At 64.3% G+C, this 25,460-nt stretch carries 24 protein-coding genes; 17 read left to right on the top strand and 7 right to left on the bottom strand.

Annotation, left to right across the window (positions count from 1 at the left end):
- Window positions 1-83: 83 nt before the first annotated feature.
- A complete protein-coding gene (locus tag QMX82_RS09830) occupies window positions 84-788 on the bottom strand; it encodes a glutathione S-transferase family protein (protein ID WP_187979564.1) in 705 nt (234 codons plus the stop codon).
- 470 nt (window positions 789-1,258) lie between these two features.
- Between QMX82_RS09830 and QMX82_RS09825 the strand changes: the two genes are divergently transcribed.
- The 7 genes from QMX82_RS09825 to QMX82_RS09795 all read left to right on the top strand — a co-directional run bounded on the left by QMX82_RS09825 (window position 1,259) and on the right by QMX82_RS09795 (window position 7,356).
- Window positions 1,259-2,224: an amino acid ABC transporter permease gene (locus tag QMX82_RS09825; RefSeq protein ID WP_133860943.1), complete on the top strand. Its 966-nt coding sequence runs from the start codon at window positions 1,259-1,261 to the stop codon at window positions 2,222-2,224.
- 14 nt (window positions 2,225-2,238) lie between these two features.
- Window positions 2,239-3,003: an amino acid ABC transporter ATP-binding protein gene (locus QMX82_RS09820; protein ID WP_133860944.1), complete on the top strand. Its 765-nt coding sequence runs from the start codon at window positions 2,239-2,241 to the stop codon at window positions 3,001-3,003.
- Window positions 3,004-3,058: 55 nt separating this feature from the next.
- Complete coding sequence (locus QMX82_RS09815) at window positions 3,059-3,898, top strand: transporter substrate-binding domain-containing protein (RefSeq protein ID WP_187979566.1); 840 nt, start codon at window positions 3,059-3,061, stop codon at window positions 3,896-3,898.
- Window positions 3,899-3,973: 75 nt separating this feature from the next.
- Complete coding sequence (locus tag QMX82_RS09810) at window positions 3,974-5,269, top strand: NAD(P)/FAD-dependent oxidoreductase (protein ID WP_187979567.1); 1,296 nt, start codon at window positions 3,974-3,976, stop codon at window positions 5,267-5,269.
- A 14-nt stretch (window positions 5,270-5,283) separates the two neighbouring features.
- Window positions 5,284-5,754, top strand: coding sequence for an Lrp/AsnC family transcriptional regulator (locus tag QMX82_RS09805; protein ID WP_133860947.1), 471 nt, complete (start codon window positions 5,284-5,286; stop codon window positions 5,752-5,754).
- Between the two features lie 370 nt (window positions 5,755-6,124).
- Window positions 6,125-6,757 (top strand): pyridoxamine 5'-phosphate oxidase family protein, encoded by a 633-nt coding sequence (locus QMX82_RS09800; protein WP_280306568.1) that lies wholly within the window; start codon window positions 6,125-6,127, stop codon window positions 6,755-6,757.
- A 38-nt stretch (window positions 6,758-6,795) separates the two neighbouring features.
- Complete coding sequence (locus tag QMX82_RS09795; RefSeq protein ID WP_282282808.1) at window positions 6,796-7,356, top strand: DUF1993 domain-containing protein; 561 nt, start codon at window positions 6,796-6,798, stop codon at window positions 7,354-7,356.
- 36 nt (window positions 7,357-7,392) lie between these two features.
- Here the strand turns inward: QMX82_RS09795 and QMX82_RS09790 are convergent, their stop codons facing one another.
- Window positions 7,393-7,989, bottom strand: a complete 597-nt coding sequence (locus tag QMX82_RS09790; RefSeq protein ID WP_208691565.1) for an NUDIX domain-containing protein — start codon at window positions 7,987-7,989, stop codon at window positions 7,393-7,395.
- A gap of 104 nt (window positions 7,990-8,093) precedes the next feature.
- Here QMX82_RS09790 and QMX82_RS09785 point away from each other — a divergent pair, with 104 nt between their 5' ends.
- Together QMX82_RS09785 and QMX82_RS09780 are read left to right on the top strand one after the other, a co-directional pair.
- Window positions 8,094-8,846 carry a DeoR/GlpR family DNA-binding transcription regulator gene (locus tag QMX82_RS09785; protein WP_282282806.1) on the top strand — a complete coding sequence of 251 codons (753 nt, stop codon included), beginning with the start codon at window positions 8,094-8,096 and terminating at the stop codon, window positions 8,844-8,846.
- A gap of 73 nt (window positions 8,847-8,919) precedes the next feature.
- A complete protein-coding gene (locus QMX82_RS09780; protein WP_133860951.1) occupies window positions 8,920-9,930 on the top strand; it encodes an alpha/beta hydrolase in 1,011 nt (336 codons plus the stop codon).
- Window positions 9,931-9,944: 14 nt separating this feature from the next.
- On the opposite strand, the gene QMX82_RS09775 is transcribed toward QMX82_RS09780, so the two are convergent.
- Window positions 9,945-10,556 carry an NIPSNAP family protein gene (locus tag QMX82_RS09775; protein WP_133860952.1) on the bottom strand — a complete coding sequence of 204 codons (612 nt, stop codon included), beginning with the start codon at window positions 10,554-10,556 and terminating at the stop codon, window positions 9,945-9,947.
- Window positions 10,557-10,707: 151 nt separating this feature from the next.
- Window positions 10,708-12,192, bottom strand: coding sequence for an MmgE/PrpD family protein (locus QMX82_RS09770; protein WP_282282800.1), 1,485 nt, complete (start codon window positions 12,190-12,192; stop codon window positions 10,708-10,710).
- 109 nt (window positions 12,193-12,301) lie between these two features.
- Here QMX82_RS09770 and QMX82_RS09765 point away from each other — a divergent pair, with 109 nt between their 5' ends.
- Both QMX82_RS09765 and QMX82_RS09760 read left to right on the top strand, forming a co-directional pair.
- Complete coding sequence (locus QMX82_RS09765; protein ID WP_187981373.1) at window positions 12,302-13,198, top strand: LysR family transcriptional regulator; 897 nt, start codon at window positions 12,302-12,304, stop codon at window positions 13,196-13,198.
- 297 nt (window positions 13,199-13,495) lie between these two features.
- On the top strand, window positions 13,496-15,154 hold the full coding sequence (locus QMX82_RS09760) for a methyl-accepting chemotaxis protein (protein WP_282282798.1): 1,659 nt from the start codon (window positions 13,496-13,498) through the stop codon (window positions 15,152-15,154).
- Between the two features lie 120 nt (window positions 15,155-15,274).
- Here the strand turns inward: QMX82_RS09760 and QMX82_RS09755 are convergent, their stop codons facing one another.
- Window positions 15,275-15,646 carry a hypothetical protein gene (locus QMX82_RS09755; protein WP_282282796.1) on the bottom strand — a complete coding sequence of 124 codons (372 nt, stop codon included), beginning with the start codon at window positions 15,644-15,646 and terminating at the stop codon, window positions 15,275-15,277.
- A gap of 343 nt (window positions 15,647-15,989) precedes the next feature.
- Window positions 15,990-16,610, bottom strand: coding sequence for a 23S rRNA (uridine(2552)-2'-O)-methyltransferase RlmE (rlmE, locus tag QMX82_RS09750; RefSeq protein ID WP_059315259.1), 621 nt, complete (start codon window positions 16,608-16,610; stop codon window positions 15,990-15,992).
- Window positions 16,611-16,855: 245 nt separating this feature from the next.
- Between rlmE and QMX82_RS09745 the strand changes: the two genes are divergently transcribed.
- The 3 genes from QMX82_RS09745 to QMX82_RS09735 all read left to right on the top strand — a co-directional run bounded on the left by QMX82_RS09745 (window position 16,856) and on the right by QMX82_RS09735 (window position 20,120).
- Entirely contained in the window at window positions 16,856-18,505 is a 1,650-nt protein-coding gene (locus QMX82_RS09745) for an NAD(P)/FAD-dependent oxidoreductase (RefSeq protein ID WP_282282788.1), read from the top strand.
- A complete protein-coding gene (locus QMX82_RS09740) occupies window positions 18,505-19,230 on the top strand; it encodes a TrmH family RNA methyltransferase (protein WP_282282786.1) in 726 nt (241 codons plus the stop codon). Before QMX82_RS09745 ends, QMX82_RS09740 begins: the two co-directional genes overlap by 1 nt.
- Window positions 19,231-19,691: 461 nt before the next feature.
- The gene (locus tag QMX82_RS09735) at window positions 19,692-20,120 is read left to right on the top strand and encodes a nuclear transport factor 2 family protein (protein WP_282282784.1); all 429 of its coding nucleotides are present in this window, start codon (window positions 19,692-19,694) and stop codon (window positions 20,118-20,120) included.
- A gap of 465 nt (window positions 20,121-20,585) precedes the next feature.
- Here the strand turns inward: QMX82_RS09735 and QMX82_RS09730 are convergent, their stop codons facing one another.
- On the bottom strand, window positions 20,586-22,001 hold the full coding sequence (locus QMX82_RS09730) for an amidase (RefSeq protein ID WP_282282782.1): 1,416 nt from the start codon (window positions 21,999-22,001) through the stop codon (window positions 20,586-20,588).
- A gap of 105 nt (window positions 22,002-22,106) precedes the next feature.
- Between QMX82_RS09730 and QMX82_RS09725 the strand changes: the two genes are divergently transcribed.
- From QMX82_RS09725 to QMX82_RS09715, 3 genes are all read left to right on the top strand, one after another.
- Complete coding sequence (locus QMX82_RS09725; RefSeq protein ID WP_282282780.1) at window positions 22,107-22,679, top strand: TetR/AcrR family transcriptional regulator; 573 nt, start codon at window positions 22,107-22,109, stop codon at window positions 22,677-22,679.
- Window positions 22,680-22,841: 162 nt separating this feature from the next.
- Window positions 22,842-23,756 carry an EthD domain-containing protein gene (locus tag QMX82_RS09720; protein WP_282282777.1) on the top strand — a complete coding sequence of 305 codons (915 nt, stop codon included), beginning with the start codon at window positions 22,842-22,844 and terminating at the stop codon, window positions 23,754-23,756.
- 388 nt (window positions 23,757-24,144) lie between these two features.
- A complete protein-coding gene (locus tag QMX82_RS09715) occupies window positions 24,145-25,368 on the top strand; it encodes an MFS transporter (protein ID WP_282282775.1) in 1,224 nt (407 codons plus the stop codon).
- The last annotated feature ends 92 nt before the right edge of the window (window positions 25,369-25,460 follow it).

Here is a 25,460-nt window from a genome sequence, read left to right as displayed (position 1 = left end):
CGGCGCTGCCGTCGGGGCGTTCGTTATGGTGGACGCCTCGACGGCAGGCCCGGGCGAGCCGCCGGCTCAGACGCAGCGGCGAACTACCGTTCGGCTGCCGCGGGTGTGTGGCGCGCAACGCCAGCGTAGGCGTCGAGCATCCGCTCGCACCAGGCGGTGATGGGATCGTCCTGGGCCAGCAACGCCTGGGCACTGACGATCCGCGCCCACTGAAAGGCGCCGAAGACGATGTGATCGGCATAGGCCGGGGCTTCGCCGGCCAGGTAATCCTGCACCGCCAGGGTGCTGCGCAGGGGTTTCAGGACGTCGCGAAAGGCCTGCAGCGAGGTGTCGCGTTGCCCAGCCAGGGCCTCCAGCGACACGCCAAATGCCGCCTCGCGCGTCCGCTTGAAATAATCCTGGTCGGCTTCATCCAGCACCCCATGGACGTCGGGCAGGATCAACCGCGCCAGCGCCGGATGGACGCTGTCCGCGACCCATTGGTTGATGAAGCGCGTCGTTGCCTTGAGCGAGGCATCGCCCAACAGGGCAGGCCGCTCAGGGTACTGGCGATCCAGATACTCGGCGATGGTCCAGCTGTCACTCACGCACTGGTCGCCGTCGACCAGCACCGGCACCTTGCCCTGGCCGGAAAAGGCGATGGCCTCCTTCTCGTGGAAGCGCCAGGCCACGGTATCCACCGGCAACCCCTTGTGCGCCAGCGCCAGCCGTATGCGCCAGCAATAGGGGCTGAAGCGGCAGCTATCGTCGGCGCCGGTCAGTTCGTACAGACGTAAGGGTTGGGTCATCAGGAGGTTCCTTTTGGTTGTTCAGCAAGCCATCCAGAAACGGCAGCCCGCAGGAGGGTCGGACCAGCTCGGCGGCGGCTCTCACCTTGCTAGGACCACGCCTAGACCGCAAGAGTCCAGCTCGGGTGGGATCGCCAGGCCGCGAGCAACCGCTCCCCGACAGGGGACCCGAGGAATGCATCACCGCAGAAATCGGCCGCCGAGATGACTGTCATGGCCCGAGTGCCGACCGCTCGGAGACGGTCGTCAGGCAGAGGACCTGGCCTTCCAGAGAGGTCGGCTTACAGCGCTCAGCCACTTTCGCCGCTCCATCCATTCGCCAACCCAAGCCGTCAGACCGACAGGTCATGCCTGTCGATTTTCAATTATTTACCAGCGAACTGACCCGTTTCGCCGGGTACTGCCCTGCACAACGCCTGCCTACAATGGCCTCACAACAAGAAAAGCGCCAAGCGCGTGAGGACCGAACCATGTATCGCGACCACATCGTCAAACCCCGCGCGACAGACAGCCTTCCGTTCATGGCCGCGGTAGCCGCCGCCGTCTTTCTGCTGGCCTGTGTCTATGGCGTCGGCGAAGGCGGTCTGGCCCGTCTCATGGGACCGATCGTGCTCGACCTGGAAGCCCCCATGCTGCGCAACATCGCGGTCTCCGGGACGCTGACCCTTACCCTGATGCTGAACCTGTTCATCCTTGGCCGATTTCCGCTGAAGGCTCAGGTGGCCACCGTCTGGTGCGAGTTGCTGCTGCTGTTCCTGCTGTTCTTCGATACCTTCGATCTGTCCTACAGCTTCATCTTCAGCAAAGTCGGTTTCATGATCACCCAAGGGGTGTTCACCACCGTCTACGTCTCGGCGCTATCCATCGCCATCGCTTTCGTGCTGGCCTTGCTGGGCGCCACTGCGCGCCTTTCGGCCAACGGCTTCGCCGTCGCCATTGCGAGTTTCTATACCTCGTTCTTTCGCGGTGTACCGCTGCTGATCCAGATCTACCTGATCTACCTGGGCATTCCCCAACTGGGCTATGTCGTGGGCGCGGTGCCAGCGGGGGTGCTGGCACTGTCGCTGTGCTACGGCGCCTACATGACCGAGATCTTTCGTGCCGGGATCAGCAGCATCCCGCGCGGGCAGTGGGAGGCCTGCCGGGCAATCGGCCTCACGCCCTTCCAGGCCATGACTCGCGTGATCCTGCCGCAGTCGATGCGGCTCATCATTCCGCCGACCGGCAACCAGTTCATCTCGATGCTCAAGGACAGCTCGCTGGTGTCGGTGATCGGGGTCTGGGAGCTGATGTTCCTGGCGCGTACCCAGGGGCGCGCGGAGTTCCGCCACCTGGAAATGCTGATCACGGCCGCAGTGCTCTATTGGATGCTGTCGATCCTGCTCGAAACCGTGCAGGCCCGTCTGGAAAAGCGCTTCGACCGCGCCCATCGCTAACCCGGGAGCACCCCATGCATCAAACTTCGGCTTCATCCAACCTCAATGCGGCCGTCGCGGTACGCGATCTGCAGAAATGGTATGGCGACTTCCAGGTCCTCAAGGGGATCGACCTACACATCGGCAACGGCGAGATCGTCGTGATCTGTGGTCCCTCCGGCTCAGGAAAGTCGACGCTGATCCGCTGCCTGAACCTGCTGGAGGACTTCCAGCAGGGCGAGGTGCGGATCGCCGGCCAGGTGCTGACCCGCGAAGCGGCCAGCGTGGCCAGTATCCGCCGACAGGTCGGCATGGTGTTCCAGCAGTTCAACCTCTTCCCACACCTGACGGTGCTGGAGAACCTGATGCTGGGCCCGCGGCTGGTGGGCAAGCTCGACCAGGCCGAAGCACGAAAACTGGCCCTGCAATACCTGGCGCGGGTACGGATCGCCAACCAGGCGGACAAGTATCCCGGCCAGCTCTCCGGCGGCCAGCAGCAGCGGGTCGCCATTGCCCGGGCACTGTGCATGAAGCCACGCATCATGCTCTTCGACGAACCGACCTCGGCGCTCGACCCGGAGATGGTCAAGGAAGTCCTGGATGTAATGGGCGAGCTGGCTCAGGACGGCATCACCATGCTCTGCGTCACCCACGAGATGGGCTTCGCCCGCAGGGTGGCCGACCGGATCATCTTCATGGACCAGGGCCAAATCATCGAAGAGGCCCGTCCGGACGAATTCTTCGACAACCCGCGCCAGCCGCGCGCGCGTGAATTTCTCTCGCAGATCCTCAGTCACTGACCACCGCCGTTACACCCCTCACGACAACAACAAACGTGTATCCGGAGACATCACCATGATCCCAGCCACTCGTCTTCTCACCGCTGTCGCCGCCGCTGCCGCCCTGAGTGCCGCCCTGCCCTCCGCCTGGGCCGGCGCGACCCTGGACCGCATTCACCAGACCAAGGTCATGAAGGTGGCAACCGCAGCCAATTGGCCGCCGCAGTCCTTTCTTGGCGAGGACAATCAGCTGCGCGGCTTCGACATCGACGTGGCGACCGAGATCGGGCGTCGACTCGGGACCAAGGTGACCTTCGTGACGCCCGAGTACGGCATCATCACCGCCGGTCGCTGGGCCAATCGCTGGGATCTCTCCGTCGGTTCCATGACGCCGACGACCGCCAGGGCGCGAGTACTCGATTTCCCTGCCGTCTACTACTACACGCCCTATGTGTTCGCGGTGCACAAGGACGCGGCCAAGACGACGCTCTCCGCGCTGAATGGCAAGAAGATCGGCGTCGAAGCCGGTACCACTTCAGAGGATTACATCAACAGGCGTCTGAAGATCGATGCCGCCGATGTACCCGCGTTCACCTACGAGGTGGAGCCTGGCGAAGTCCTCACCTATGGCGACAGCATGGGGCCGCTCGACGATCTGCGCATGGGTAACGGCACCCGGCTGGACGCTACCCTGTCGGCACTGCCGACCGTGCTGGGCGCCATCAAGGCGGGTTACCCCATCGCCGCCGTAGCGGGCAAACCGGCCTACTACGAACCCCTCGCCATCGCGGTCGACAAGGGCGACGAGGCCTTCAACGCGGAGCTGGCCAAGGCCATCACCGACATGAAGGCCGACGGCACGCTCAAGCAACTCTCGCAGAAATGGTACGGCACTGACCTCACCCTGATTCAGTAACCATCGCTTCAGACACCCGTACCCGTCATGCGGCGGGTGCGTGGACCGCTGCTGCCCGAAAAAGGACACCCGCTGATGGCTGCCTACAGCAACAACTATTACACCGGAACCATGCGTGCAACCACGCCACGCGCGCCTTTGCTAGGCGATGTGGCGGCGGACGTCTGCGTCATCGGCGGCGGCCTGGCCGGTCTGAGCACGGCCTGGGAGCTGCTGGCGCGTGGCCGTTCGGTGGTCTTGCTGGAAGCGAATCGCGTGGCGTGGGGAGCCTCCGGCCGAAACGGCGGATTCGTCCTGCAGGGCTGGTCGGAAGGCCTGTCCGCGATCGAACGGCGCTGCGGCCGTCAGACCGCGGCCGCCTTGTTCAGGCTGTCGCTGGAGGGTGTCGACATCGTCCGGGACACCATCGCCCGCCACCAGTTGCCCGGCTGTGCACCCACGGCCGGCAAGCTCAGCGTGGTGCGCTACGAGGATGGCATCAATCTGCAACGGACCCGCGATCGCATGGCGCGGGACTTCGACTTCGAACTGGAGTATCTGGACACCCAGCAGATCCGGGAGCGTCTGAAGACCGACCGCTATTTTCAGGCGCTACGCGACACCCATGGCTTTCACTTCCACCCCCTGAACTACTGCCTGGGCCTGGCGGAGCTATTCGAGGCCGGCGGTGGCGTGATCCACGAGTGCACGGCCATGCGCGAGGTGGTGAGCCAGGCGGACCGTCACCGGGTCACGACCGACCAAGGCTCGGTGACCTGTCGCGACGTGGTCTACTGCTGCGGAGGCTATGGCGGTCCGGAATTCGGACGACTCCGCCGCGCCTTCCTGCCGATCGCCACCTACGTGGTGCTGACCGAGCCTCTGGGCGAGCGGCTCGCGAGTGCCGTGACCACCACGGATGCGGTCGGCGACAACCGACGCGCCTCGGACTACTACCGCATCGTCGAAGGCGATCGTCTGCTCTGGGGCGGGCATATCACCACTCACAACCTGCAGGACGAGCAGCGGCTGGGGCAATTGCTCACCCGCGACATCCTCGCTGTCTATCCCCAGCTGCAGGGTCTGAAGATCGCCAAAGCCTGGTCCGGACTGATGGGCTATGCGCGCCACAAGATGCCGCACATCGGTCGCCTGGCGACAGGGGTATGGACCTGTACTTCATTTGGGGGCCATGGTATGAACACCGCACCGATCGGGGGCCGCGTCATAGCGGAAGCCATCTGTGGCGAGACGGATCGTTATCGGCTGTTCTCCGCCTACGGCCTCGAATGGAATGGTGGTCCGGTCGGACCAGCGGCCGCGCAGACCGTCTATGCCTATCTCAAGCTGATGGACAGATTTCAGGAAGCCCGGGCGCACGGACACCGTTGAGCCGAGGAAAGGTCATGGATGCACGCAACACCGGAGCGCTGTTTCAGCTGACCGAGAAGGATCGGCAACTGCTGGCGCTGCTGCAGGCCAATGCCCGCGAGCCCACCGCGGCCCTGGCGCGCAAGCTTGGCGTCTCACGCTCCGCCGTACAGGAGCGGATCACCCGCCTGGAACGGGCTGGCGTGATCACCGGCTACAGCGTCCGCATCGATCAGGATCGCCTGCAGCAGGTGATCAACTGCTTCACCATGACCTCCTGCACCAACAAGAGCTACACCGATGTCATGACGCACCTGCGCAACATGGAAGCGGTACAGGCCGTGTATGCCGTGTCGGGTGAATCCGACTTCATCATCCACCTCGCCACCCATACGCTCGGCGAGCTGAATGCGGAGCTCACCCGCATCAACATGATCAAGGGTGTCGCCCACACCGCTTCGCACATCGTGATGGAAACGAAGTTCAGCCGGAAACTGACGATCTGAACGGGCGCAATCGTGCCCAAACCCAGTCTCGATAGCCATTTCCCTCGCCAGTGGCTCATGTATCGCCTGACTGCATTGCAGCAACCGACGGCATACCCCAGCTCGGCTCCCCCGACAGCCGTCCACCCAGGCTCTCGACGACCTCCCACCTCCTGGCCATGACGAACGCTGTACTCGCCGGACGGACTCTCCATCTGGCTGGCGAAGGTCGCTAGGCAAGCGACGCTCGCGGGAACATGCCCACAGACCGGGCTCTCCTCCACCGTATCGGCTACAGTTCAGCCAACCCTTCGCCTGTCGCGAACGCCTGGCACCGGAAGAGCCACGCGTGAGCCAAGGCGCGCAGAGCACAACAAACCAGGAGTCTCACATGGAGCAGGACAACCAGGAACAGGACTACATCACCTCGCTGGAATCGCTGGAAAGTCTCTACGGCGAGGTTGCGGCACCCTCGATCCTCAAGGAAACAGACCACATTCACCCTGCCTACCAGCCCTTCATCGAGGCGGCGTCCTTCGTGGTATTAGCCTCCTCAGGGCCCCAGGGACTGGATGCCTCGCCGCGCGGCGATGCGCCCGGCTTCGTGCAGGTCGAGGACGCCAGGACGCTCTATCTGCCGGATCGCCGGGGCAACAATCGCCTGGATACGCTGCGCAACATCCTCCAGGATCCCCAGGTAGCGCTGCTGTTCCTGATTCCCGGCATTGGCGAGACGCTACGGATCAACGGCACCGCCCGTATAGCCGTCGATCCCGCGCTGCTGGCGCGCTTCGAGGTCAAGGGTCAGCGCCCGCGGACGGTACTGGAGATCAAAGTCAGCAGTGTCTACTTCCAGTGCAGCCGCGCGGTGATCAGGGCCGGCTTGTGGGATGCCACCAGGCACCTGCCGCGCAGTGCCCTGCCCTCTCCCGGGTCGATCCTCAAGCAGCTATGTCCGACCCAGATAGACGGCGATGCCTACGACCGGGCCCTGCCGCAGCGCATCGCCAACACCCTCTACTAGACTAACCCACCCTGCTTCAGACCCAGCAAGGACCCGCCATGACCTTCACGGATATTCTCGTCCCCACCTACACGAATCTGCTTGGCGCCCTTTCGGCCTGGCTCGGCAAGGCCGAGGCCCAACGGCCGGATGGCACGGCCAAGACGCTGCTGGCCGCCCGCCTGGCGCCCGACATGTTTCCCCTCGCCACCCAGATCCGCTTCGCCTGCGTCCAGGCCCAGGAAGGAATGTTGAGACTGCACGACCAGGCCTTTCCGCCCGAACTGACAGACTTGCTCAACGAAGGCCGCAACGCCGGCGAACAACCGGGCACCCTCGCCCAGGCACAGACCCGCATCCGCGAAACCCTGGACAGGATAGAGGCGATCTCAGGCACAGGCCTTTCCATCCAGGAAGGCGCACCGGTCGCCCACGAACTGCCCCAGGGCCTGGTATTCGACTTCACGGCCGAACAGTACGTCCGCGACTGGGCCCTGCCGCAGTTCTACTTCCATGTGATGACTGCCTACGCCATCCTGCGCGCCCAGGGCGTCGAGCTGGGCAAGGCCGACTATATCGCCCATGTGTTGCCCTACCTGCGCCCTGGGGCGTCGTCCTAGCCGCCAGGCGGCGAACGCCCAAGGCAGCCCTGGCGATCAGCTGACCGCCAGGCGCGGCATGAGCCTCAGGGCCGCGTACTGCAGCAGCATGATGGTCTTGCCGTCGCGCAGGATCCCGGCATCGATCATCGCCAGCGCCTCCTCCAGGTCGACTTCGAGCACGGCGATGTCCTCGCCCTCCGCGACATTGCCACCGCCGGCCGACGTGCGATCGCCCGGAGCGTACTCGCCGACGAAGAAATACAGCCGCTCGGTCACCGAACCGGGGCTCATGAAGGCCTCGAACACCTGCCGCACTTCCCGCACCTGAAAGCCCGTCTCCTCCTCGACCTCGGCGCGGATGCGCACCTCGGGCTCGGCGGCGTCGAGCAGGCCGGCGGGCGCCTCGATCAGCAGGTCGTCGTGCCCGTTGACGAAGGCCGGATAGCGCAGCTGGCGCGTCAGCACCACGGTACGCCGCTGGGGATCGTAGAGCAGGATGGTCGCGCCATTGCCGCGATCGTAGGTCTCTCGCGATTGCCGCTGCCAGGTGCCGTCACTGCGCAGGAAGGCGAAGGTGGTTTTCTTCAGCACGAACCAGTCGTCAGATAAAACCTCGACCTCTTCGACACGAATACGCGGGGCGATGCTCATGGGCAGTCCTCTGGGTTGGCGAGCGGTGTTTACCGCCCTGGGGCTTCGCGCTAGAATTCGTGCAGTTTCGTGCAACGTCAAGAATTTTCGTGCAGGAGTCCCGGATGCTTACCCGTGAACGCAAGGCGCTTATCCAGCAGGTACTGCGCCAGGAAGGACGGCTGGTCGCCAAGACCTTCAGCCAGCAGCTGGGGGTCTCGGAAGACACCATTCGCCGCGATCTGCGGGAACTGGCGGCTGACGGTGTGCTGCAACGCGTGCATGGCGGTGCCTTGCCGGCTTCGGCGGCGGTCGCGGACTACGCCAAGCGCGAAGAGGCTTCCACGGCCAGCAAGGTGGCCCTCGGCCGGGCGGGTGCGCGCTTGATCCAGCCAGGGCAGATCGTCTTTCTCGATGGCGGCACGACCAATGTCCAACTCGTCCGCCAGTTGCCCAAGGATCTTGCGATCACCGTGGTAACCCATAGCCCGAACATCGCGGTGGAGCTGGTCGAGCATCCGCTGATCGAGGTCGAGCTCGTGGGCGGCCGCCTGTTCAAGCATTCCATCGTCACCCTGGGGGCGGCCTGCGCGGAGGCCATCGCCCGGGTGCGGGTCGACAGCTACTTCATGGGCGTGACCGGTCTGCATCCGGAAACCGGTGCCACCACCGGCAATGCCGAAGAAGCGGCGATCAAGCGGATCATCAGCCGCCAGGCGGCGGAGACCCTGGTCCTGGCGACGCGGGAAAAACTCGGCGCGGCCTCGCCCTACGGCATCATCCCGCTGGCCGACATCAGTACGCTGATAACGGATGCGGCGCCTGACGATGAGGTGCTCGGCGCGCTGAGCGCTGCAGTGTCCGTGATCCATGCCTGATGCCCGACTACCGGGAGTGGCGACTCGCCCCTCCATCGCCGCCCCCCACTGCACCCAAATACCGGAGTCGCTTATGGCCAAGGCCGTGACCACCCTTCCGTCTGAAGGCGTGTCGGTGCCGCAACGCATCGTACCCTTTCCCACCTCGATCAGCGCGCCGGCGAGGGCTGCGCTGCAACGCCTGGTCACTGCCCAGGGGCTTCCGGTCAATGCGCTTCAGCCGCTACCGCCGTTAGCGGACAAGGCAGCCTGGCAAGCGCTCAAGGACCAGGTGAACGACCACTATGAGGTGGCGGTGAAAGGCATGGCGAGCCATCCCCGCGCCAGTGTCGACACCCTGATCCTCGGTGAAACCGAAATCCATGTCGCCACGCCTGAAGGATCGGCACACCCCCAGCGAGCCTGTATCGACCTGCACGGTGGTGCCCTGTTGTTCGGCGGTGGCGAGGCCTGCCGCGTCGGCGCGCAGCAACAGGCCGACCGCTACGGCGTTCGGTGCTTCGGCGTGGATTACCGCCTGCCGCCTGACTTTCCCTATCCTGCCGCGCTGGATGACTGCCTTGCGGCCTATCGGCATGTGCTGAGCCAGTACTCGCCTGCCGATATCGTTCTCATCGGACGCTCGGCGGGTGGCAACCTGGCGCTGGCGACGCTCTTGCGCAGTCGCGACGAAGGTCTGCCGATGCCCGCCGGGCTGGTGCTGCTGTCGCCGGAAGTCGATCTGACCGAATCCGGCGACAGTTTCCACACCAACCGCCATGTGGATGTGATGCTGCCCCTCCCCCTGATGCCCATCAATCAACTCTATGCGGGCGACGCGGATCTCGCCCACCCCTATCTTTCGCCCTTGTTCGGCCAGCTTGAGGGATTACCGCCCACCTTCCTGCAAACGGGCACCCGCGACCTGTTCCTGTCCAACGCGGCGCGCTTGCATCGTGGGCTGCGCCGCGCCCGGGTGCCTGTCGAGTTCTACCTCGGCGAAGGCATGCCCCACGGCGGTTTCATGGGCGGAACAGCAGAGGATGACGACCTGGCCCAAGAGATTCGCGGCTTCGTCGAGGCCCTTTGGTGCCGCCAGGCGTGATCGCCGAGCGTTGCCTAGCGTAAGCGCGAATGCTCGCCTGCCAGGGCGATCAGGGACGTGGCACGCTCAATCTGTTCGGGTGCGCCGCGTGGCGGCCACAGCCCTGCCGCATAGTGCGTTGCTCGCAGGTCGAAACGCTGCTGTATGGATTCGAAGCCCCAGATGTGCGTGATACGTAGGGGTCCGTCCAGGGCGACCATGTTGGTCACCAGGTGATCGGTATAGGCTTTTGCCGGCTCCAGCGCTGCCTGCCAGGCGGCGAGCGTAATTGGCAGGCCACCCGGTTTTAACCAATAGGTGCGAAATTCGTAGAGGCCGCCATGGGCGCGCGGTTCGATGGCCGGAAGAAAGTCGAAGGCCTGGTAGCTCTCCTGCCGCACGGACCGGATCAGCCCCCCGTCCTTGAATGGCTGGGCACTCTGGTTGTAGCGCTGGCGTTCCGTCGCCAACTCGTCATAGCTGGCAAAGCTGCGCAAGATCAGGACCACGCCGAGCTCGCCGATTTCGGAATGCCAATAACCCAGGACAGGTCCGGCGTCCGCGCCTGCCATCCAATTCACGGCCACGGCCGAGATCCTCGGCAGCTCGAGTAGTGGGCCCGACAGCTTGGTCAGCTCATGGATCATGTTGACGTCTCCCTGCACGAATCAAGGTCGACAATCAGGCGTGCCTTCATGAGGCCAACCAGGAGCCGCCCAAAGACTGCACGAGCACCGAGAGAATCGCTGCAGCGATTCATAATGCCAGCACATCTTCAGACCCCGTGGCAGACCCGCACTACACTGTTCCCTGCCGGGCGGCTCGAGCGATCTGGCCGGCATCCGCCAGCTGCTCCACCTTCCAGCAGGTATCAATCAGTGCCGAGGTCTGCTTGGCTGGCAGGATGCCTTCGGCGAGGTCACTGAATTTGGCTTCGAGCTGCTCGTCGGTCATGGGCACCTCCACGCTGCCGATGGCGTGCTCGATATATTTATGCAGCTCGCGGCCATCCTTGAGCACGACGATCATGTCCACCTGCTGCGGCTTGATCTCAGGATCGACCGTGGCCATCACCTTGCCTCGCAAGGCAACCACTGCGGGATCCTGCACCGCTTGATCGCTGTATTGCCGCTCCCCCGCGGCGCCCTGGATCAGCGCGATGGCCACCGAGTGGTAGATGCTGAACTTGCCTTCCAGGCCCGTCGTGGGGGTCTGCTTGCCGGTCAGTTCCAGCACCAGGGGATGGACGCGCAGGCGCACCTCGGCGATCTGTTCGGGCTTGAGCTGATACTGGTTGCGCAGCTGGATGGCCGCATCCAGCGCCGGATGGATGACGATGCCACAGGCGAAGGGTTTATAGGTGTTGAGGGCTGCTTCGTAGCGAGTACCGAGGCCTTCGGTAATCTGCGCGAAGTCCTGCTTGGTGCTGATGGTGTGAGCCCAGCCGCGCTTGGCTTCGAGCATACCCTGGGAACTGGTGAAATCCTGCCCCGCCAGCAATGCGGCGAAGAGCCCGTTGCTGGCCGCCCGACCGGGATTGAAGCTCTTGTTCATGGAGCCGAAGGATTCCCGCAAGCCCACCGGCTGGGACGCGGCCAGGCCCAGCGCCCAGACCATCTGCTGCTCACTGAGCCCCAGCAGCTTGCCGGCCGCCGCCGCCGCGCCGAATACCCCCGCCGTGCCGGTGATATGCCAGCCCACATCATAATGATTGGGGTAGACGGCATTGCCGATGCGGCACTCGGTTTCCACACCCAGCACGAGGGCATTCAGAAAATCCGCTCCCGTCACCGGCCGGTACTCGGCCAGCGCGAGGATGGCGGATACCACCGGTCCTGCGGGATGGATGATGGTTTTCAGATGGGTGTCATCGTAGTCGAAGATATGACTCGCCACGCCGTTGAGAAAGGCGGCATTCATGATGTCGAGTCGCTCGGTCCGGCCGAGCAGACTGGCCTGCTCAGGCCCGGAGAACGGCTGAAGCGCACGCAGCGCGCGAACGACCGTTTCATGATGCGAGCCGCCTACGGCGACACCCACCCAGTTGAGCAGAGTCCGTATCCCTTCCTTGCGCACCTTCGCCGGCAGGTCTTCGAAGCGAGCCTTGACCAGATAGGCCGCCAGGATACGTGTAGTGCCCTCGCCCTCCCTGGCTGCCGACGGGGATGCGACGGCTGGGGCGGCTGGGGCGGTATTGGCTGCCAGGGAAAAGCGGGGCACGGCAGCGGCGGCCGAGGCGACGGCGCTGAGCTTGAGCAAGGTGCGACGATTGAAGGGAATCATGCAAGGCTCCGATGTTGTGGTTTTGGTGGGCGTTGCGCGCCTGCACAGCATGAGTCAGCAGCCCGCTAAACTTAACTGCATTTATCAAATGGACCCATGCATGAAAAACATGAATGTTGATATGGGTGATCTGCGTGCCTTTGTCGCCGTCGCGGATCTTGGCAGCTTCGCCGCTGCCGCACGGGAGCTACATCTGTCCCAACCTGCGCTGTCCCGCCGCATCATCAAGCTGGAGACCAGCGTTGGCGTCCGCCTGCTCAATCGCACCACGCGCCGTATCGAACTCAGCGCGCCTGGCCGAGCCTTTCTCGGGCGCGCTCGGCAGGTTCTCAACGACTTCGACGAGTCGCTGCTGGACGTAACGGATGCGGCGAACCGTCTGACCGGCGAGGTCACCCTGGCTTGCGTCCCCACGGCGGTCAATCAGCTCTTGCCCCAGGTGCTCGAGCAGTATCAACAGCAGTATCCGCGCATTCTGGTGCGGCTGATGGACGAAGGCGCCAGTGATGTACTGACCCGAGTGACGCGTGGCGAGGCGGACTTCGGCATCAACTACCTGGGTGCCCAGGAAGGCAATCTGGTCTTCGAACCTCTGCATGAGGACGACTTCGTGCTGGTCTGCCGCAGCACTCATCCCTTGGCTGCGCGCGCTGCAGTGCGCTGGGCAGAGCTCGATGGTCACAGGTACATCTCAGTCAACAAGGCCAGTGGCAATCGCATGCTGCTGGATCTGGCCCTGGCCAAGATCCCCAACCTGCCCAAACCGGTTCTGGAAGCGCGACACGTTAGAACCGTGATCGATCTGGTGGCCGCCGGACTGGGCGTGGCCACGGTACCGCGTCTGGCCATTCCCAGCAGTGCGCTCGACACCTGTCTGGTTGCCGTGCCCCTGGTTGAACCCTCCATCACCCGTTCACTGGGTATCGTTACCCGGCACGGCCAGCTACTTAGCCCAGCTGCCCAGCGTTTGCGCGAGCTGCTCAAACAGCAGGTAGCTGCAATCTAGCGCCCCATCCCGTCGCGCAATGCAGAACGGTCGATCACGACGAATCGAGCCAGGAGGCTAATCCAGGGTCCAGTGCGGTCCACCCGATTTGGTTGGTCTTCTCGAAAAAGCTATTGCAACAACGTTTATTGGCCAAACTTCAGGAAATTTCGGCGAATTGGCGGCCATTTGTAAATGCGGCAAAGAGCCACCATAAACTTCCAGATATTGGATCCGAAAGCCTGACTATTGACGTCACTATCCTGTCGTCGCTTGCAGCTAGCCGTGACCGCTAGTCCTTTTCCGAGGAGCTTTCAGATGTTCAAGAATTTCCGGATTGGCACCCGCCTCATCGTGTCCTTCATCGCCGTGGCGTCCATCAGCCTGGTGGTGGGATTGGCGGGCCTAAGCAACAGCAGCCAGATCAATGATTTGGCCACTCAGCTTTATCAGAACGAGCTGCTCGGCCTTTCCTACATCAAGGAGGCCAACATGAATCTGGTCTTCATCGGCCGCGCGCGCAGCAACTACCTGCTGGCAACCTCCGAAGAGGATCGCACTCGTGCCCAGGCGGAGGTCAAGCTGGGCCTCGCCAACGTGCGGGACAATCTCGCCAGGGCCCGCCCCCTGTTCAGCAGCGAGGCATCGGCCGCCAATTTCCGGCAGATCGACGAGCTGCTCGGCAGCTATACCTCTCAGCTGGACCAGGCCATGGCGATCGCCGGCAAGCGGACGCTGCGTGATGCCGATCCTGAGCTGGACAATCAGCTGGTCAGTGTCCGCCGTTTTGGCGACCAGGTGGGCGTGCTGATGACCGACCTGTCCAAGCGCAAGGAGCAGAACGCCAGCGATGCCAATGACCTCACCGACCAGATCTATGCCCGCAGCCGGGTCATGCTGATCGGCATCATCGCGGTGGGCGTGGCCTTCGGCATCCTGCTCGGCTTCCTGATGAGTCGCAGTATCACCCGGCCCCTGCGCGCGGCCGTCGCGATCGCCGATCGCCTGGCGGCAGGCGACCTCACCCAGCGCATCGACGCCGAGGGCCGGGACGAGACCGCCGCGCTGCTGCGCGCCATGGACGGCATGAACCAGCGCCTGTCGCAGATCATCAGCGACGTCCGCAGCGCCTCCGATGGGCTGGCCAGCGCCTCGGAGGAGATCTCCGCCACCGCCCAGAGCATCAGCCAGGCCAGCACCGAACAGGCCGCCTCGGTCGAAGAAACCAGCGCCAGCGTCGAGCAGATGTCGGCGTCCATCGCCCAGAACACCGAGAACGCCAAGGTCACCGACGGCATGGCCGGCAAGGCCAACCGCGAGGCGAACGAAGGCGGCCAGGCCGTCAGGGACACCCTGGTGGCCATGAAGACCATCGCGGCCAAGATCAGCATCATCGACGACATCGCCTACCAGACCAACCTGCTGGCCCTCAACGCCGCCATCGAAGCGGCGCGGGCCGGCGAGCATGGCAAGGGCTTCGCCGTGGTGGCCTCCGAGGTGCGCAAGCTGGCGGAGCGCAGCCAGGTCGCCGCCCAGGAGATCAGCAACGTCGCCCAGGGCAGCGTGGCCCTGGCCGAGCGTGCCGGCGCGCTGCTGGACGAGATGGTGCCCTCCATCAGCAAGACCTCCGACCTGGTGCAGGAGATCACCGCCGCCTCGGAAGAACAGACCTCCGGCGTCGAGCAGATCAACGGCGCCATGCTGCAGCTCAGTCAGGTCACCCAGCAGAACGCCTCGGCGTCCGAGGAACTGGCCGCCACCGCCGAAGAGATGAGCAGCCAGGCCGAATTGCTCCAGCAACTGATGGAGTTCTTCACCCTGAACAGCGCCCTGGGCGGGCCGGACCTGACGCACCCCGCTCCCAAACGCTCGGGACCGGGACTGGCCAAGCGCGCCGCTGCGCGGATCGACAGCTCGCGGCATGCCACCCAAGGCGGCATACCCGTGGGCTATGCCCGCTTCGAAGAACCGGCCTGAGATCGGTCCGGCAGCCCGTCGCCCTTCGACGAGGGTGTTCACCCCGAGTGGGCACCTTCGCTGCCAAGGCGGCCGGCGGACGCATTCAGGGTCCCTGGCCGCGCTATCTGCCTGAAAGTCTCAGCTGCGTACGCCAAGAAAGGCTTTCAGCTGAAGCACGATAGGCGTGACTTCTTCTTTAGTGGTGAAGCCGATCCGCGGCCAGTCATAGCGACTGTCGCATTCGGTGGCGTGGCCACTGTCGACCTTCAACTGCCTGAAGAACTGGCGGGTTTCGACGATCCCTCGGCCCGCGCGCCTGGCGTGGGATTCGACCTCGAAGGCAATCTCGCCCCGATTGCCCTCGGCCAGTCCGGCGACCGGCCGATACAGGAAGATCTGGCCGCGTTCGGCCTTTACGCACCTGAAGCCCTGCCCGCTTTCCAGCTCGTACAGCGATCCGTAGACCTCCGTCAGCAATCTTCTGGCGGTCTCGAATACATAGCTATCCATCTCTTCCGCCCCCTAGTTTTCGGCACAGGCTCACCGCAACCCCTGCTTGAGCGCAGATGAAGAGGAAACCCTAGCAGTCGCCCAGGAATTAACTCCCGCCGGAAACATCGCTTCACAGTTGCGCGACCTGGACCAAGAGGAACGGCCGTTCGTGCTGGCCCTGACTACGGGGTTTTCAGCATCTCCCGAGCGGGGAATCGGTTTTCGCCGGACGCGCCGATGCGCTACGCGCTGATCCAGCGTCCGGCGCGGACCCTCAGCGAGTAGCGACAGGTATTAATGCGGAGCGGACGATCAGCCCGGCGGGCCAGCGAACAGGCCCGCGCCGGCGGTCCGGACTGAGCTAGCCCTTGAAGCCCTTGCCCACCAGATAGACTTCGCGCGAGCGGGGACGCGAGGCTTCGGGCTTGCGGATCGACACCTTCTCGAAGGAGGTGCGCACGTCCTTGAGGAATTCGTCGGAGCCTTCGCCCTGGAAGACCTTGACCACATAGTTGCCGCCGGGCTTGAGTACCTGGCGCACCATGTCGAGGGTCAGCTCCACCAGGTACATGGCCGCCGCCTGGTCAGCCGCCGCGACCCCGCTGATGTTGGGGGCGATGTCGGAGACGATCAGGTCGGGCTGGCGCCCTTCGAGCATGCCGAGGATCTTCTGGAAGACGGCATCCTCGGTGAAGTCGCCCTGCACGAAGTCGACGTTGTCGAGGGCCCCCATCGGCAGGATGTCGGTCGCCACCACCCGGCCCTTCTCGCCGACGATGCCGCCCGCCACCTGCGACCAGCCGCCCGGGGCCGAGCCCAGGTCCATGACCAGCATGCCGGGACGGATCAGCTTGTCCTTCTCGTTGAGCTCGATCAGCTTGTAGCTGGAGCGCGAGCGCAGGCCGTCTTTCTGAGCGCGTTTGACGAAGGGATCGTTGACGTGTTCATCCAGCCAGCGACGGCTGCTTTTGGATCTTTTCATGTTGGAACTACCACGGGAAAGCGGGTGAGAAGCGGCCGTTCGCCAGGTCTGGCCGGCCGCGAAGTGGCGGCGATTATAAGCCGATAACGCGGCTGGACGAATCAGCGATCGCCCGAGCGACCGTCAGACCGCCCAAAGGAGCGCCCATCGTCCCGGCCTGACAGCGCCGGGGCCGCCGGGTACAATCGCCGCCCTACCCCTCCTCGTCCCTTCCTTTGCCGGAGTCACCGGCCAGGATTATTGCCATGATTCGCCTCAACGAACTGCAGCTGCCGCTTGACCACACCCCTGCCGAATTGCGCCAGGCCATCCTCCAGCGCCTGAAGCTGAGCGACGCCGACCTGCTCGATTTCACCGTGTTCAAGCGCAGCTACGATGCGCGCAAGAAGAACAGCGTCATCCTGTTCATCTACATCATCGACCTGGAGGTACGCGACGAGGCGGCGGTGCTGGCGCGCCTGGCCAATGACCTGCACGTGCGCCCGGCACCGGACACCGGCTACTACCCGGTCGGCCAGGCCCCGGCGAATCTGGCCGAGCGCCCGCTCGTGGTGGGCTTCGGTCCCTGCGGCCTGTTCGCTGCCCTGCTGCTCGCCCAGATGGGCTTCAAGCCCATCGTGCTGGAGCGCGGCAAGGAGGTGCGCAGCCGCACCAAGGACACCTGGGCGCTGTGGCGCAAGAAGGTGCTGAGCCCCGAATCCAACGTGCAATTCGGCGAAGGTGGAGCGGGGCTGTTTTCCGACGGCAAGCTCTACAGCCAGATCAAGGATCCGAAGTTCTACGCCCGCAAGGTGATGCACGAATTCGTCCGCGCCGGCGCGCCGGAAGAGATCCTCTACGTCAGCAAGCCGCACATCGGCACCTTTCGCCTGACCGGCGTGGTGGCGGCCATGCGCGAGGAAATCATCGCCCTCGGTGGCGAAGTCCGCTTCGAAACCAAGGTGACCGATCTGCTGATCGACGACGGTCAGCTCGAAGGCGTGGTGCTGGCCAATGGCGAGACCCTGCACAGCCGCCACGTGGTGCTTGCCCTGGGCCACAGCTCGCGCGACACCTTCCGCATGCTGCATCGCCAGGGCGTGTACATCGAAGCCAAGCCCTTCGCCGTCGGCTTCCGCATCGAACACCCCCAGGGCATGATCGACCAGGCCCGCCTGGGCAAGTACGCCGGTCACCCGGAACTGGGCGCCGCCGACTACAAGCTGGTGCATCACGCCAAGAACGGCCGCGCCGTCTACAGCTTCTGCATGTGCCCGGGCGGCACCGTGGTGGCGGCCACCTCCGAGCCGGGCCGCGTGGTCACCAACGGCATGAGCCAGTACTCGCGCAACGAACGCAATGCCAATTCCGGCATCGTGGTGGGCATCAATCCCGAGCAGGACTTCCCCGGTGATCCGCTGGCCGGCGTCGAACTGCAGGAGCGCCTGGAATCGCGCGCCTACGAACTGGGCGGCAGCGACTATTCGGCGCCCGGCCAACTGGTCGGCGACTTCATTCGCGGCGTGCCCTCCACCGCCTTTGGTGAAGTCGAGCCCTCCTACACGCCCGGCGTGCGCCTGGGCGATCTGGCGCCGTCGCTGCCCGCCTACGCCATCGAGGCCATTCGCGAAGCCCTGCCCGCCTTCGGCAAGCAGATCCGCGGCTTCGACCGCCATGACGCCATCCTGACCGGGATCGAGACCCGCACCTCCTCGCCGGTGCGTATCACCCGCGACAACGACAGCCTGCAGAGTCTGAATCTGCGCGGCCTGTATCCGGCCGGGGAAGGCGCTGGCTACGCCGGCGGCATCCTGTCCGCCGGCGTGGACGGCATCAAGGTGGCCGAAGCCCTGGCCAAGGCGATGCTCGCGGAAGGCGACGCGCAGGCCGCCCCGCTGGTTCGGGCCGCTGGCTGATGAAGCTCGACGACATCAGGAAGCTCCACCAGAAGAAGTACCGCGCCGAATTCGGTCACTTCCTGGTGGAGGGCGAGCACCTGGCGCTGGAACTGCAAAAGGCCGCGCGGGGGAATCCCCAGCTGCAGCGCGCCGAACTCTATGTGACGGGCGCCTACGAACACTGGCAGAGTCCGTTCCGGACGCACCCGATCAGCGATCGGCAGATGGCGCAGCTTGCCGATACCAAGGCCCCGCAAGGCATCCTGGCCGTGGTGCCAATGCCCCGGGAGCCCGTGGCAGCAGCGGTCGAGGGCGAGCGCGCCGTCTATCTGCACGAGATCCAGGACCCGGGCAATCTGGGCACCATCCTGCGCACCCTGGCCTGGTTCGGAGGTTTTCGCTGCCTGCTCAGTCCGGGCAGCGTCGACCCCTATAACCCCAAGGTGGTCCGCGCCAGCATGGGCGCCATCTTCCACACCCCGCTGGAGCTGGACGTCGAACTCGACGGCCTGCAGGAGCGCTTCCCCCGCCTCGCCTGCCTGGATATGCAGGGCATGCCGGTGCAGTCCGCTGCTTTCGCAGCCTTCGACTGCTACCTGTTCGGCAACGAAGCCCGCGGCGTTCCCCGTGAGCACCTTGCGGCCCTGAACGCCCAGCCCTTCACCATCGCCGGCGCGGGCGCCATCGAGTCCCTGAATCTGGCGGCCACGGTGAACATGTGCGCCTATGAGTTGAGTCGGTAGCGATCAGCCACGAGTACCGGGCGCATTAGCGCCTGGACGGCAGAGGACGAGCCACCCGCCCCCTCGCTGAGGTGAACGCGGCCAGATGGCCATCCCGTCGGCATTACCGACCTCTCGACTCGGCGCCACCTGGTGCACGCGGCAACAGGCCTTCGCTCGGGATGTTCGTCGAGAAGCGCCATGACCGATGTCCCGACTATCAAGAAACCGGCCTGCCATCTCAGCTAGCCGGCGGTCCGCGGATTCCAGCTCGATTCGATCTCAAGCCGAAGGTGACCGACGAACAGTGGCAAGCCCGCTGGGCGGCCTCCAGACCGGCGCTTTCTGGGTAGGCACCCAGGGCTGGTCTTGCGCCCTCCCGCCAGGCACAATCGAATAGTCATACGATGACAGATAAGGCGGCGTGATCTGTGGCTCTCGCCACCTGGCATTTCCGACAACTACAACAAAAGGATCCGAGCATGAAACAGTTGAAACTAGCGGTAGGTTTCCTCTGCCTGTTCAGTGGCTATGTCGCAGCAGCAACGAGTGATGAAAGGGACGTCGCCTCCGCCGTCGACCAACTGACCCAGGCCATGTGGCACAAGGATATTGCGCAGCTCAAGGCGCTGACCGCAGACAACCTGACCTATGGACATTCGAGCGGCAACATCCAGGACAAGCAGGCGTTCATCACCGACATCGAGACCGGCAAAAGCGCATTCAACGAGCTGAAGATGCTCAACCAGAAGATCACCCTATCCGGGGACGTCGCGCTGGTACGCAACCACTTTTCAGCTCAGGCCGTAAACAGTGGCAAGGTAGTGCCGACCGAGATCGAGAACTTTCAGATCTGGCAGAAACAGAAAGGCCATTGGCTGTTGATCGGGCGCCAGGCATTTCGCTTCTGATCGACCCAGGCGTCAGTCGTTGTAGCGCCAACGCTGACTGAACGTCGCCAGGCCTCGGCGTCGTTCCCGCCACATCACGAGCGGCACGAATGCCAGCTGGATCGGCTCGACCTCGCACCTTGCGCCCCGGCAAGCCCGTTAGGTGCGGCGGTGGGTCGCCGGCGGCATGGCGCAGGTCTGAAAGGCTCCTCTGATAATGCGACAGGCTCCTGGGTGTCGGCGCCATCAAGGGTGCATCCAGGGCGGCTTGGCGCTGAACGCAGGCCTGGACGACGTTTGAAAGCTGCCTTCCTCCTGCCATGCCGGCCCAGCAGCCGAAACGCCTGTCCTCCGACGAGAAGCATCCCGCAGTGCGGGCACCTGCAAGGAATCCATACCTGACAGGTGCTCGCTGCCGTCTGGAGGTTTGCTGACGAAACCGTGCGGCCCCTTCGTCCCTCGGCTGACGGACAACCCGCCGCCCCTCTACCGACTTAACGAGGGATGCAGGTCCTTGACCGTGCTGACGCTCTCCAGCAGCGCTGCCAACTGCAGGATGGTGGCTTCGTCGTGCCAGGCCCCGACCACCTGGACATTGATTGGCAGACCTTCACTGCTGGTGCCGAAGCGCATCGATAGACCGGGGAGGCCCGCGACGTTCAGCGGTACGGTAGCGCCCTGGAGATAGGTCGCGTCGACCGTCTGACCGTCGATGACGAAGGTTTCGACACCGTGCGGGTGCGCGGGGATTGGCAGCACCTGGGTGATCAGGGCATCGTACTGGGCGAAGTATTCGGCGTAGCCATCGCGAATACGCTCGGCAGCCTGTTCGGCCTCGATGAAGTCGCTCATCGAGGTATCGGGTAGCGATAGCATCGTCTTGGCCATCTTGTAGAGTTCATCCTGGCCCCGCCCCGCCGTGGCCTGGGCGAAGGCCGGCTTCATTTCCATGACGTGCAGGCGGTTGAAGACATCCAGGGCAAAATCCTTTTCCAGCGCCGGAATGCCTACCGGCTCGACCGAGATACCCAGGCCGGCCAGCGCCTGGGCGGCAGCCTTGACCGTCGCCGCCACCTGGGGATCGACCGGCCCGAAGCCGGGGCCGACCATCCAGCCCACCCGCAGGGGACGCGTCAGTCTTTCGGAGAGCTTGCCGACATCGCGAGCCGCGAGGGTGGAAAAGGCATCCTGCCTATCCGGACCAGCCAGCTGCGAGAACGCCAGGGCGATGTCCCGGACCGAGCGGGCCATGGGCCCGACGTGCCAGAAGCGCCGTGGCGCGCGGGGCCAGATACCGGTCATGGGCACCCGCCCGTGGGTCGCCTTCATGGACGTGATTCCGGTCTGGGCGGCGGGCCCTCTGACCGAGATGGCAAGATCGGTGCCCAGTCCCAGGGGGGACATCCCCGCGGCTATGGCGGCCGACTCGCCCCCACTGGAGCCACCCGGCGTCCGCTGCAGATCCCAGGGATTGTTGGAGCGACCGCTGAGCAGGTTGTCGCTCTCGATCCAGTAGGAGAATTCCGGGAGGTTGGTCTTTGCCAGCAGGATCGCGCCTGCTTGCTTCAGACGCGTCACGCTGGTGGCGTCCTGTCCGGGAATACGGCCGCGAAAGATCGGCGAGCCTCGCTGCGTCATGACGCCTGCCGTGTCGATGGAGTCCTTGGCGGTGAACGGCACTCCATGCAACAGCCCGAGCCTTTCACCCGCCAGCACCGCTGCCTCGGCAGTCCTGGCGGCGTCGAGGGCGCCCTCGGCTACCGTCACGATGGCATTTACCCGACCGTCCACAGCGTCGATGCGGTCAAGGTGGGCTCGAACCACCTCTACCGGGGAAACCTCCTTGCTACGGATCAGGGCTGCTAGGGCTGTCGCGTCCTGGAAAATCAGTTCGTCACTCATGGCTCACCTCTTCGATATCGTCATTGATTTGCCTAACTAACGTTAGGTAGTCGTTAAGCTAGGTGGTATAGTTCCCCCTGTCAACACGGTTTTCTGGAGATATCGATGAGGGCTCAGGCGGGTAGTAACTCGAGCGAAAGGATCCTGGAGATCGCGACCAGGATCGCCCAGGCCCATGGCTACGGCGGCCTGAACATGCGCACGCTGGCGGAGCAGGTCGGGGTGAAGGCGGCCAGTCTCTATCATCATTTCGCCGGCAAGACCGAACTTGCTGCGGCGGTGGCCAGGCGCTACTGGGAGAATTCGGAAGCCTGCCTCGAAGAATTGACGGTGGCTTTCCCTGACCCGCAGGAGCGTCTGCGCCAGTACCCCCTGACCTTTCGCAGCTCCCTGGAAAGCGACAATCGCATCTGTCTGAGCAGCTTCATGGGCGCTGAGTACGACGACCTGCCCGCCCCGGTGATGCAAGAGGTGCAGCAATTCGCCGAGATCAATATCGACTGGCTGGCGCGGACCGTAGCCGAGACCGGGATCTGTCCCGCCGCAGACGCCCGGGTTCGAGCCCAGGCTATCTACGCCGCCATCGCCGGCGCCCAGCTGCTGGCGCGAAGCCGCGCGGATCTGGCCCTGTTCGACCAGGCGATCAACAGCTACCAGGCCGCAGGACTGTTGCCATGAAGAATGGGCAGCCCGTGCCGAGCTGACCGGCCCGGACCTTGACGACCTGCCTGTGCACGGGCGGCCACGCACCCTGACCAGGGAGCTCGCTCGCCAAGATCCGGAGCTTATCGCTGGAATCAGGGGTCCACTTTCCTAGTCTCGCCTCCAGGAATCCGCCCCATGATCATCCTCAACAGCTACACCACGGTCAGGCGCCGCGAACGCGTGCCCCAGGACCTGTTCGCCCATTATTGGCGTGACGTACACGGTCCCTTGTGCGCCCGCCTGCCGGGCCTCGACCACTATGTGCAGTACCATTTCGACCGAGAGCAGGACGCCCATCTGTGGCCGCTGGCCGAGGGTATCCGGGAGATTCCCGACTACGAACTGGATGGGATGGTAGAGATCGGCTTCGCTGACGAAGAGCGTCAACGCACCTTCCAGGCAGCCAGCCCCGTGCTGTTCAGTGACGAACAGAACATGTTCGCCGAGACGCTCGCCTATGATCTGCCCAACGGCTCGCACGCGCTCAAGAACACCCTGGCAGACGAGCAGCATAACGGCCCCGACCCGCTGGATCGCCTCCAGCTGCACCTGCATCCCCGCGACAACCTCGCGGACCTGAACAATTATCTGCTGAGTCAGCTAGGCCCCTGGCTGGCCGCACAATCGGCCGTCCTGAAAGTGCGCGTGCACCCTTGCGTGCCCTTCGTCAACGACGGTCAACATCCGCCATCGCCAGAGGTGGTGCACAGGGCCGATACCATCCGCGCAGCGCTGTCGATGGTGGAGATCGTCTTCGCCTCGCCGCTGGAACGCCGGCGCTTCTTCGCCAGCGAAGCCTTCCGCAGCTGCCTGGCCGAACAGGCGCGGCATATCGCCTGTATCAAGGCCTTCGCCGTGTCCGGGGTATACACCTACGTCCATGCCGGCCAGCTCACCACCGCCGGCCTGCGCGGCAGTCGCGCGGCCGAATTGATCGAGCGCCTCGGGGCGGTCAACCAGACGCAAGACGAGGTCGTGCATCTGCTTCGCCACGGATCGTTACCGGAAAAGGATGCGCCCTCCCCGGCATCGACGCCCCGCCAGGACTGAAGGCACTCGGTCTCACTTCCGGCCGGCACGGCTTGCCACCTCATGCTCGACAGCGGCGTCGTGCCGGCCGCTAGGGCCGGACGAGGAGACCTTCGTCTCGCCAACGTCAGGCCAACATCTGCCAGCCCAGCTGCTCGGACTGCCAGGCTAGCCATTGCAAACAACAAAACGAAATGACATTCTAAAAACCTAGCGCATAGCTGGTTGTTACCCCGCACACTAGAACGGCCGCCCTGCTGACGAGTTCTGCGCGCTGCCCGCCGTGGATGGGATGAGCGCCAGGGGGTCGAAGCTAGTGTCCTAAGCATCGCCGTGCTGGTTATCGCGGTGCCGCACCTGACCTGCCGGACCGGCCGCTGCCTGCCGAGTCAATCTGGAGACAGCCTTCTTGGCGAAATCTGCACAGCCCTCCCGTTGGCCCACCGCGGTACGGGCGCTCGCCCATCGTGACTTCCAGATCTATTTTGCCTGCCAGGGCGTATCGACTCTGGGCAAATGGGTGCAGCAGGTCGCGCTGTCGTGGATGGCCTATCACGTCACCGCTTCCGCCACCCTGCTGGGCGTGATCACCTTTCTCACGCTCGCCCCACAATTGCTCGTAGGTCCGATCGCCGGCGCCTGGATCGACCGCCACGACAAACGCCGTCTCCTGATCGCTGCGCAGTCGCTGCTGGCCACCCAATCGCTGTTGCTCGCGCTCTTGAGCTGGCAGGGCTGGATCGACGCGCCGATTCTGATTGCCATGGCGCTGCTTCTCGGCTTGCTGAATGCCCTGGAAACGCCGCTCCGACAGGCACTCATCGGTAGCTTCGTGGCCGATGCCAGCGATTTGCCCAACGCCCTCGCGCTCAATGCCATGCTGATCAACGCCGCGCGTTTCATCGGCCCTCCGTTGGCCGGCGCCCTGATCGCCGCCAGTAGCGAAGCACTCTGCTTCCTGATCACGGCGATTGCCTTCGCCACCTTGCTGCTGGGCCTGACCAAGGTTCAGGGCAGCGCGACTACCAGAGCCAGCGGTTCGACCAGTCAGATGTTTCGTGAAGGCTTGGGCTACGTCTGGAGTACCTTCTCGGTCCGGCGCCTGATGCTGGGGGTGATCGCCGTCAACCTGCTCGCCTCCAACTACAGCGTCTTGCTGCCAGTACTGGCCAAGACGCTCTACCTCGGCGACGCCCGGATGCTGGGTTGGCTATGGGGGGCCGCCGGCGCCGGCGCCTTCGTGGCCACGATCATGCTCGCTCTCGTCGGCGCCTTGCACCGCCTGCGGCGCGTGATCTTCATCGCCGAGTTGTGCTGCGCTCTGGCGCTTTGCCTGCTGGCGTTCAAGCTGCCGCTTCCCTTGGCGCTGTTGTTACTGGCCCTGCTGGGCTTTGGCATCACTGCCAACAACGTTAGTACCAACATGCTGTTGCAGGGCGATGCCCCGGTCGCGCTGCGCGGCCGCGTGATCGCCCTATACATCGCCATGCGCTTCGGCTTCGAGGCGGTGGGTGGCCTGCTCGCAGGCTTGCTGGCCAGCGCCATAGGCGCAACCCTCACGCTCGGAATAGCCGGTCTGCTGTTGCTGACGTTCCGCGCGGTGGAAAGCCACCTCAATGCTGCAAAGGAATGAACTGTCGAGTCGAAGGTATGGCTTGCCCCGATCACTGCCCCCCCCCCAGAATGCTGAAGCGAAGCGCCATGAAAGCAGTCGCGTGCCAGAAG

The organism is Pseudomonas sp. PS02302, from assembly GCF_029959585.1.
Taxonomy (GTDB): domain Bacteria; phylum Pseudomonadota; class Gammaproteobacteria; order Pseudomonadales; family Pseudomonadaceae; genus Chryseomonas; species Chryseomonas aestiva.
This window is presented reverse-complemented; position numbering and strand designations above follow the sequence as displayed.

What these genes read in the sequence shown, in the direction of transcription:
- QMX82_RS09830 (WP_187979564.1), bottom strand. Translation starts at nt 788, where the DNA reads ATGACCCAACCCTTACGTCTGTACGAACTGACCGGCGCCGACGATAGC.
- QMX82_RS09825 (WP_133860943.1), top strand. Translation starts at nt 1,259, where the DNA reads ATGTATCGCGACCACATCGTCAAACCCCGCGCGACAGACAGCCTTCCG.
- QMX82_RS09820 (WP_133860944.1), top strand. Translation starts at nt 2,239, where the DNA reads ATGCATCAAACTTCGGCTTCATCCAACCTCAATGCGGCCGTCGCGGTA.
- QMX82_RS09815 (WP_187979566.1), top strand. Translation starts at nt 3,059, where the DNA reads ATGATCCCAGCCACTCGTCTTCTCACCGCTGTCGCCGCCGCTGCCGCC.
- QMX82_RS09810 (WP_187979567.1), top strand. Translation starts at nt 3,974, where the DNA reads ATGGCTGCCTACAGCAACAACTATTACACCGGAACCATGCGTGCAACC.
- QMX82_RS09805 (WP_133860947.1), top strand. Translation starts at nt 5,284, where the DNA reads ATGGATGCACGCAACACCGGAGCGCTGTTTCAGCTGACCGAGAAGGAT.
- QMX82_RS09800 (WP_280306568.1), top strand. Translation starts at nt 6,125, where the DNA reads ATGGAGCAGGACAACCAGGAACAGGACTACATCACCTCGCTGGAATCG.
- QMX82_RS09795 (WP_282282808.1), top strand. Translation starts at nt 6,796, where the DNA reads ATGACCTTCACGGATATTCTCGTCCCCACCTACACGAATCTGCTTGGC.
- QMX82_RS09790 (WP_208691565.1), bottom strand. Translation starts at nt 7,989, where the DNA reads ATGAGCATCGCCCCGCGTATTCGTGTCGAAGAGGTCGAGGTTTTATCT.
- QMX82_RS09785 (WP_282282806.1), top strand. Translation starts at nt 8,094, where the DNA reads ATGCTTACCCGTGAACGCAAGGCGCTTATCCAGCAGGTACTGCGCCAG.
- QMX82_RS09780 (WP_133860951.1), top strand. Translation starts at nt 8,920, where the DNA reads ATGGCCAAGGCCGTGACCACCCTTCCGTCTGAAGGCGTGTCGGTGCCG.
- QMX82_RS09775 (WP_133860952.1), bottom strand. Translation starts at nt 10,556, where the DNA reads ATGATCCATGAGCTGACCAAGCTGTCGGGCCCACTACTCGAGCTGCCG.
- QMX82_RS09770 (WP_282282800.1), bottom strand. Translation starts at nt 12,192, where the DNA reads ATGATTCCCTTCAATCGTCGCACCTTGCTCAAGCTCAGCGCCGTCGCC.
- QMX82_RS09765 (WP_187981373.1), top strand. Translation starts at nt 12,302, where the DNA reads ATGAATGTTGATATGGGTGATCTGCGTGCCTTTGTCGCCGTCGCGGAT.
- QMX82_RS09760 (WP_282282798.1), top strand. Translation starts at nt 13,496, where the DNA reads ATGTTCAAGAATTTCCGGATTGGCACCCGCCTCATCGTGTCCTTCATC.
- QMX82_RS09755 (WP_282282796.1), bottom strand. Translation starts at nt 15,646, where the DNA reads ATGGATAGCTATGTATTCGAGACCGCCAGAAGATTGCTGACGGAGGTC.
- rlmE (WP_059315259.1), bottom strand. Translation starts at nt 16,610, where the DNA reads ATGAAAAGATCCAAAAGCAGCCGTCGCTGGCTGGATGAACACGTCAAC.
- QMX82_RS09745 (WP_282282788.1), top strand. Translation starts at nt 16,856, where the DNA reads ATGATTCGCCTCAACGAACTGCAGCTGCCGCTTGACCACACCCCTGCC.
- QMX82_RS09740 (WP_282282786.1), top strand. Translation starts at nt 18,505, where the DNA reads ATGAAGCTCGACGACATCAGGAAGCTCCACCAGAAGAAGTACCGCGCC.
- QMX82_RS09735 (WP_282282784.1), top strand. Translation starts at nt 19,692, where the DNA reads ATGAAACAGTTGAAACTAGCGGTAGGTTTCCTCTGCCTGTTCAGTGGC.
- QMX82_RS09730 (WP_282282782.1), bottom strand. Translation starts at nt 22,001, where the DNA reads ATGAGTGACGAACTGATTTTCCAGGACGCGACAGCCCTAGCAGCCCTG.
- QMX82_RS09725 (WP_282282780.1), top strand. Translation starts at nt 22,107, where the DNA reads ATGAGGGCTCAGGCGGGTAGTAACTCGAGCGAAAGGATCCTGGAGATC.
- QMX82_RS09720 (WP_282282777.1), top strand. Translation starts at nt 22,842, where the DNA reads ATGATCATCCTCAACAGCTACACCACGGTCAGGCGCCGCGAACGCGTG.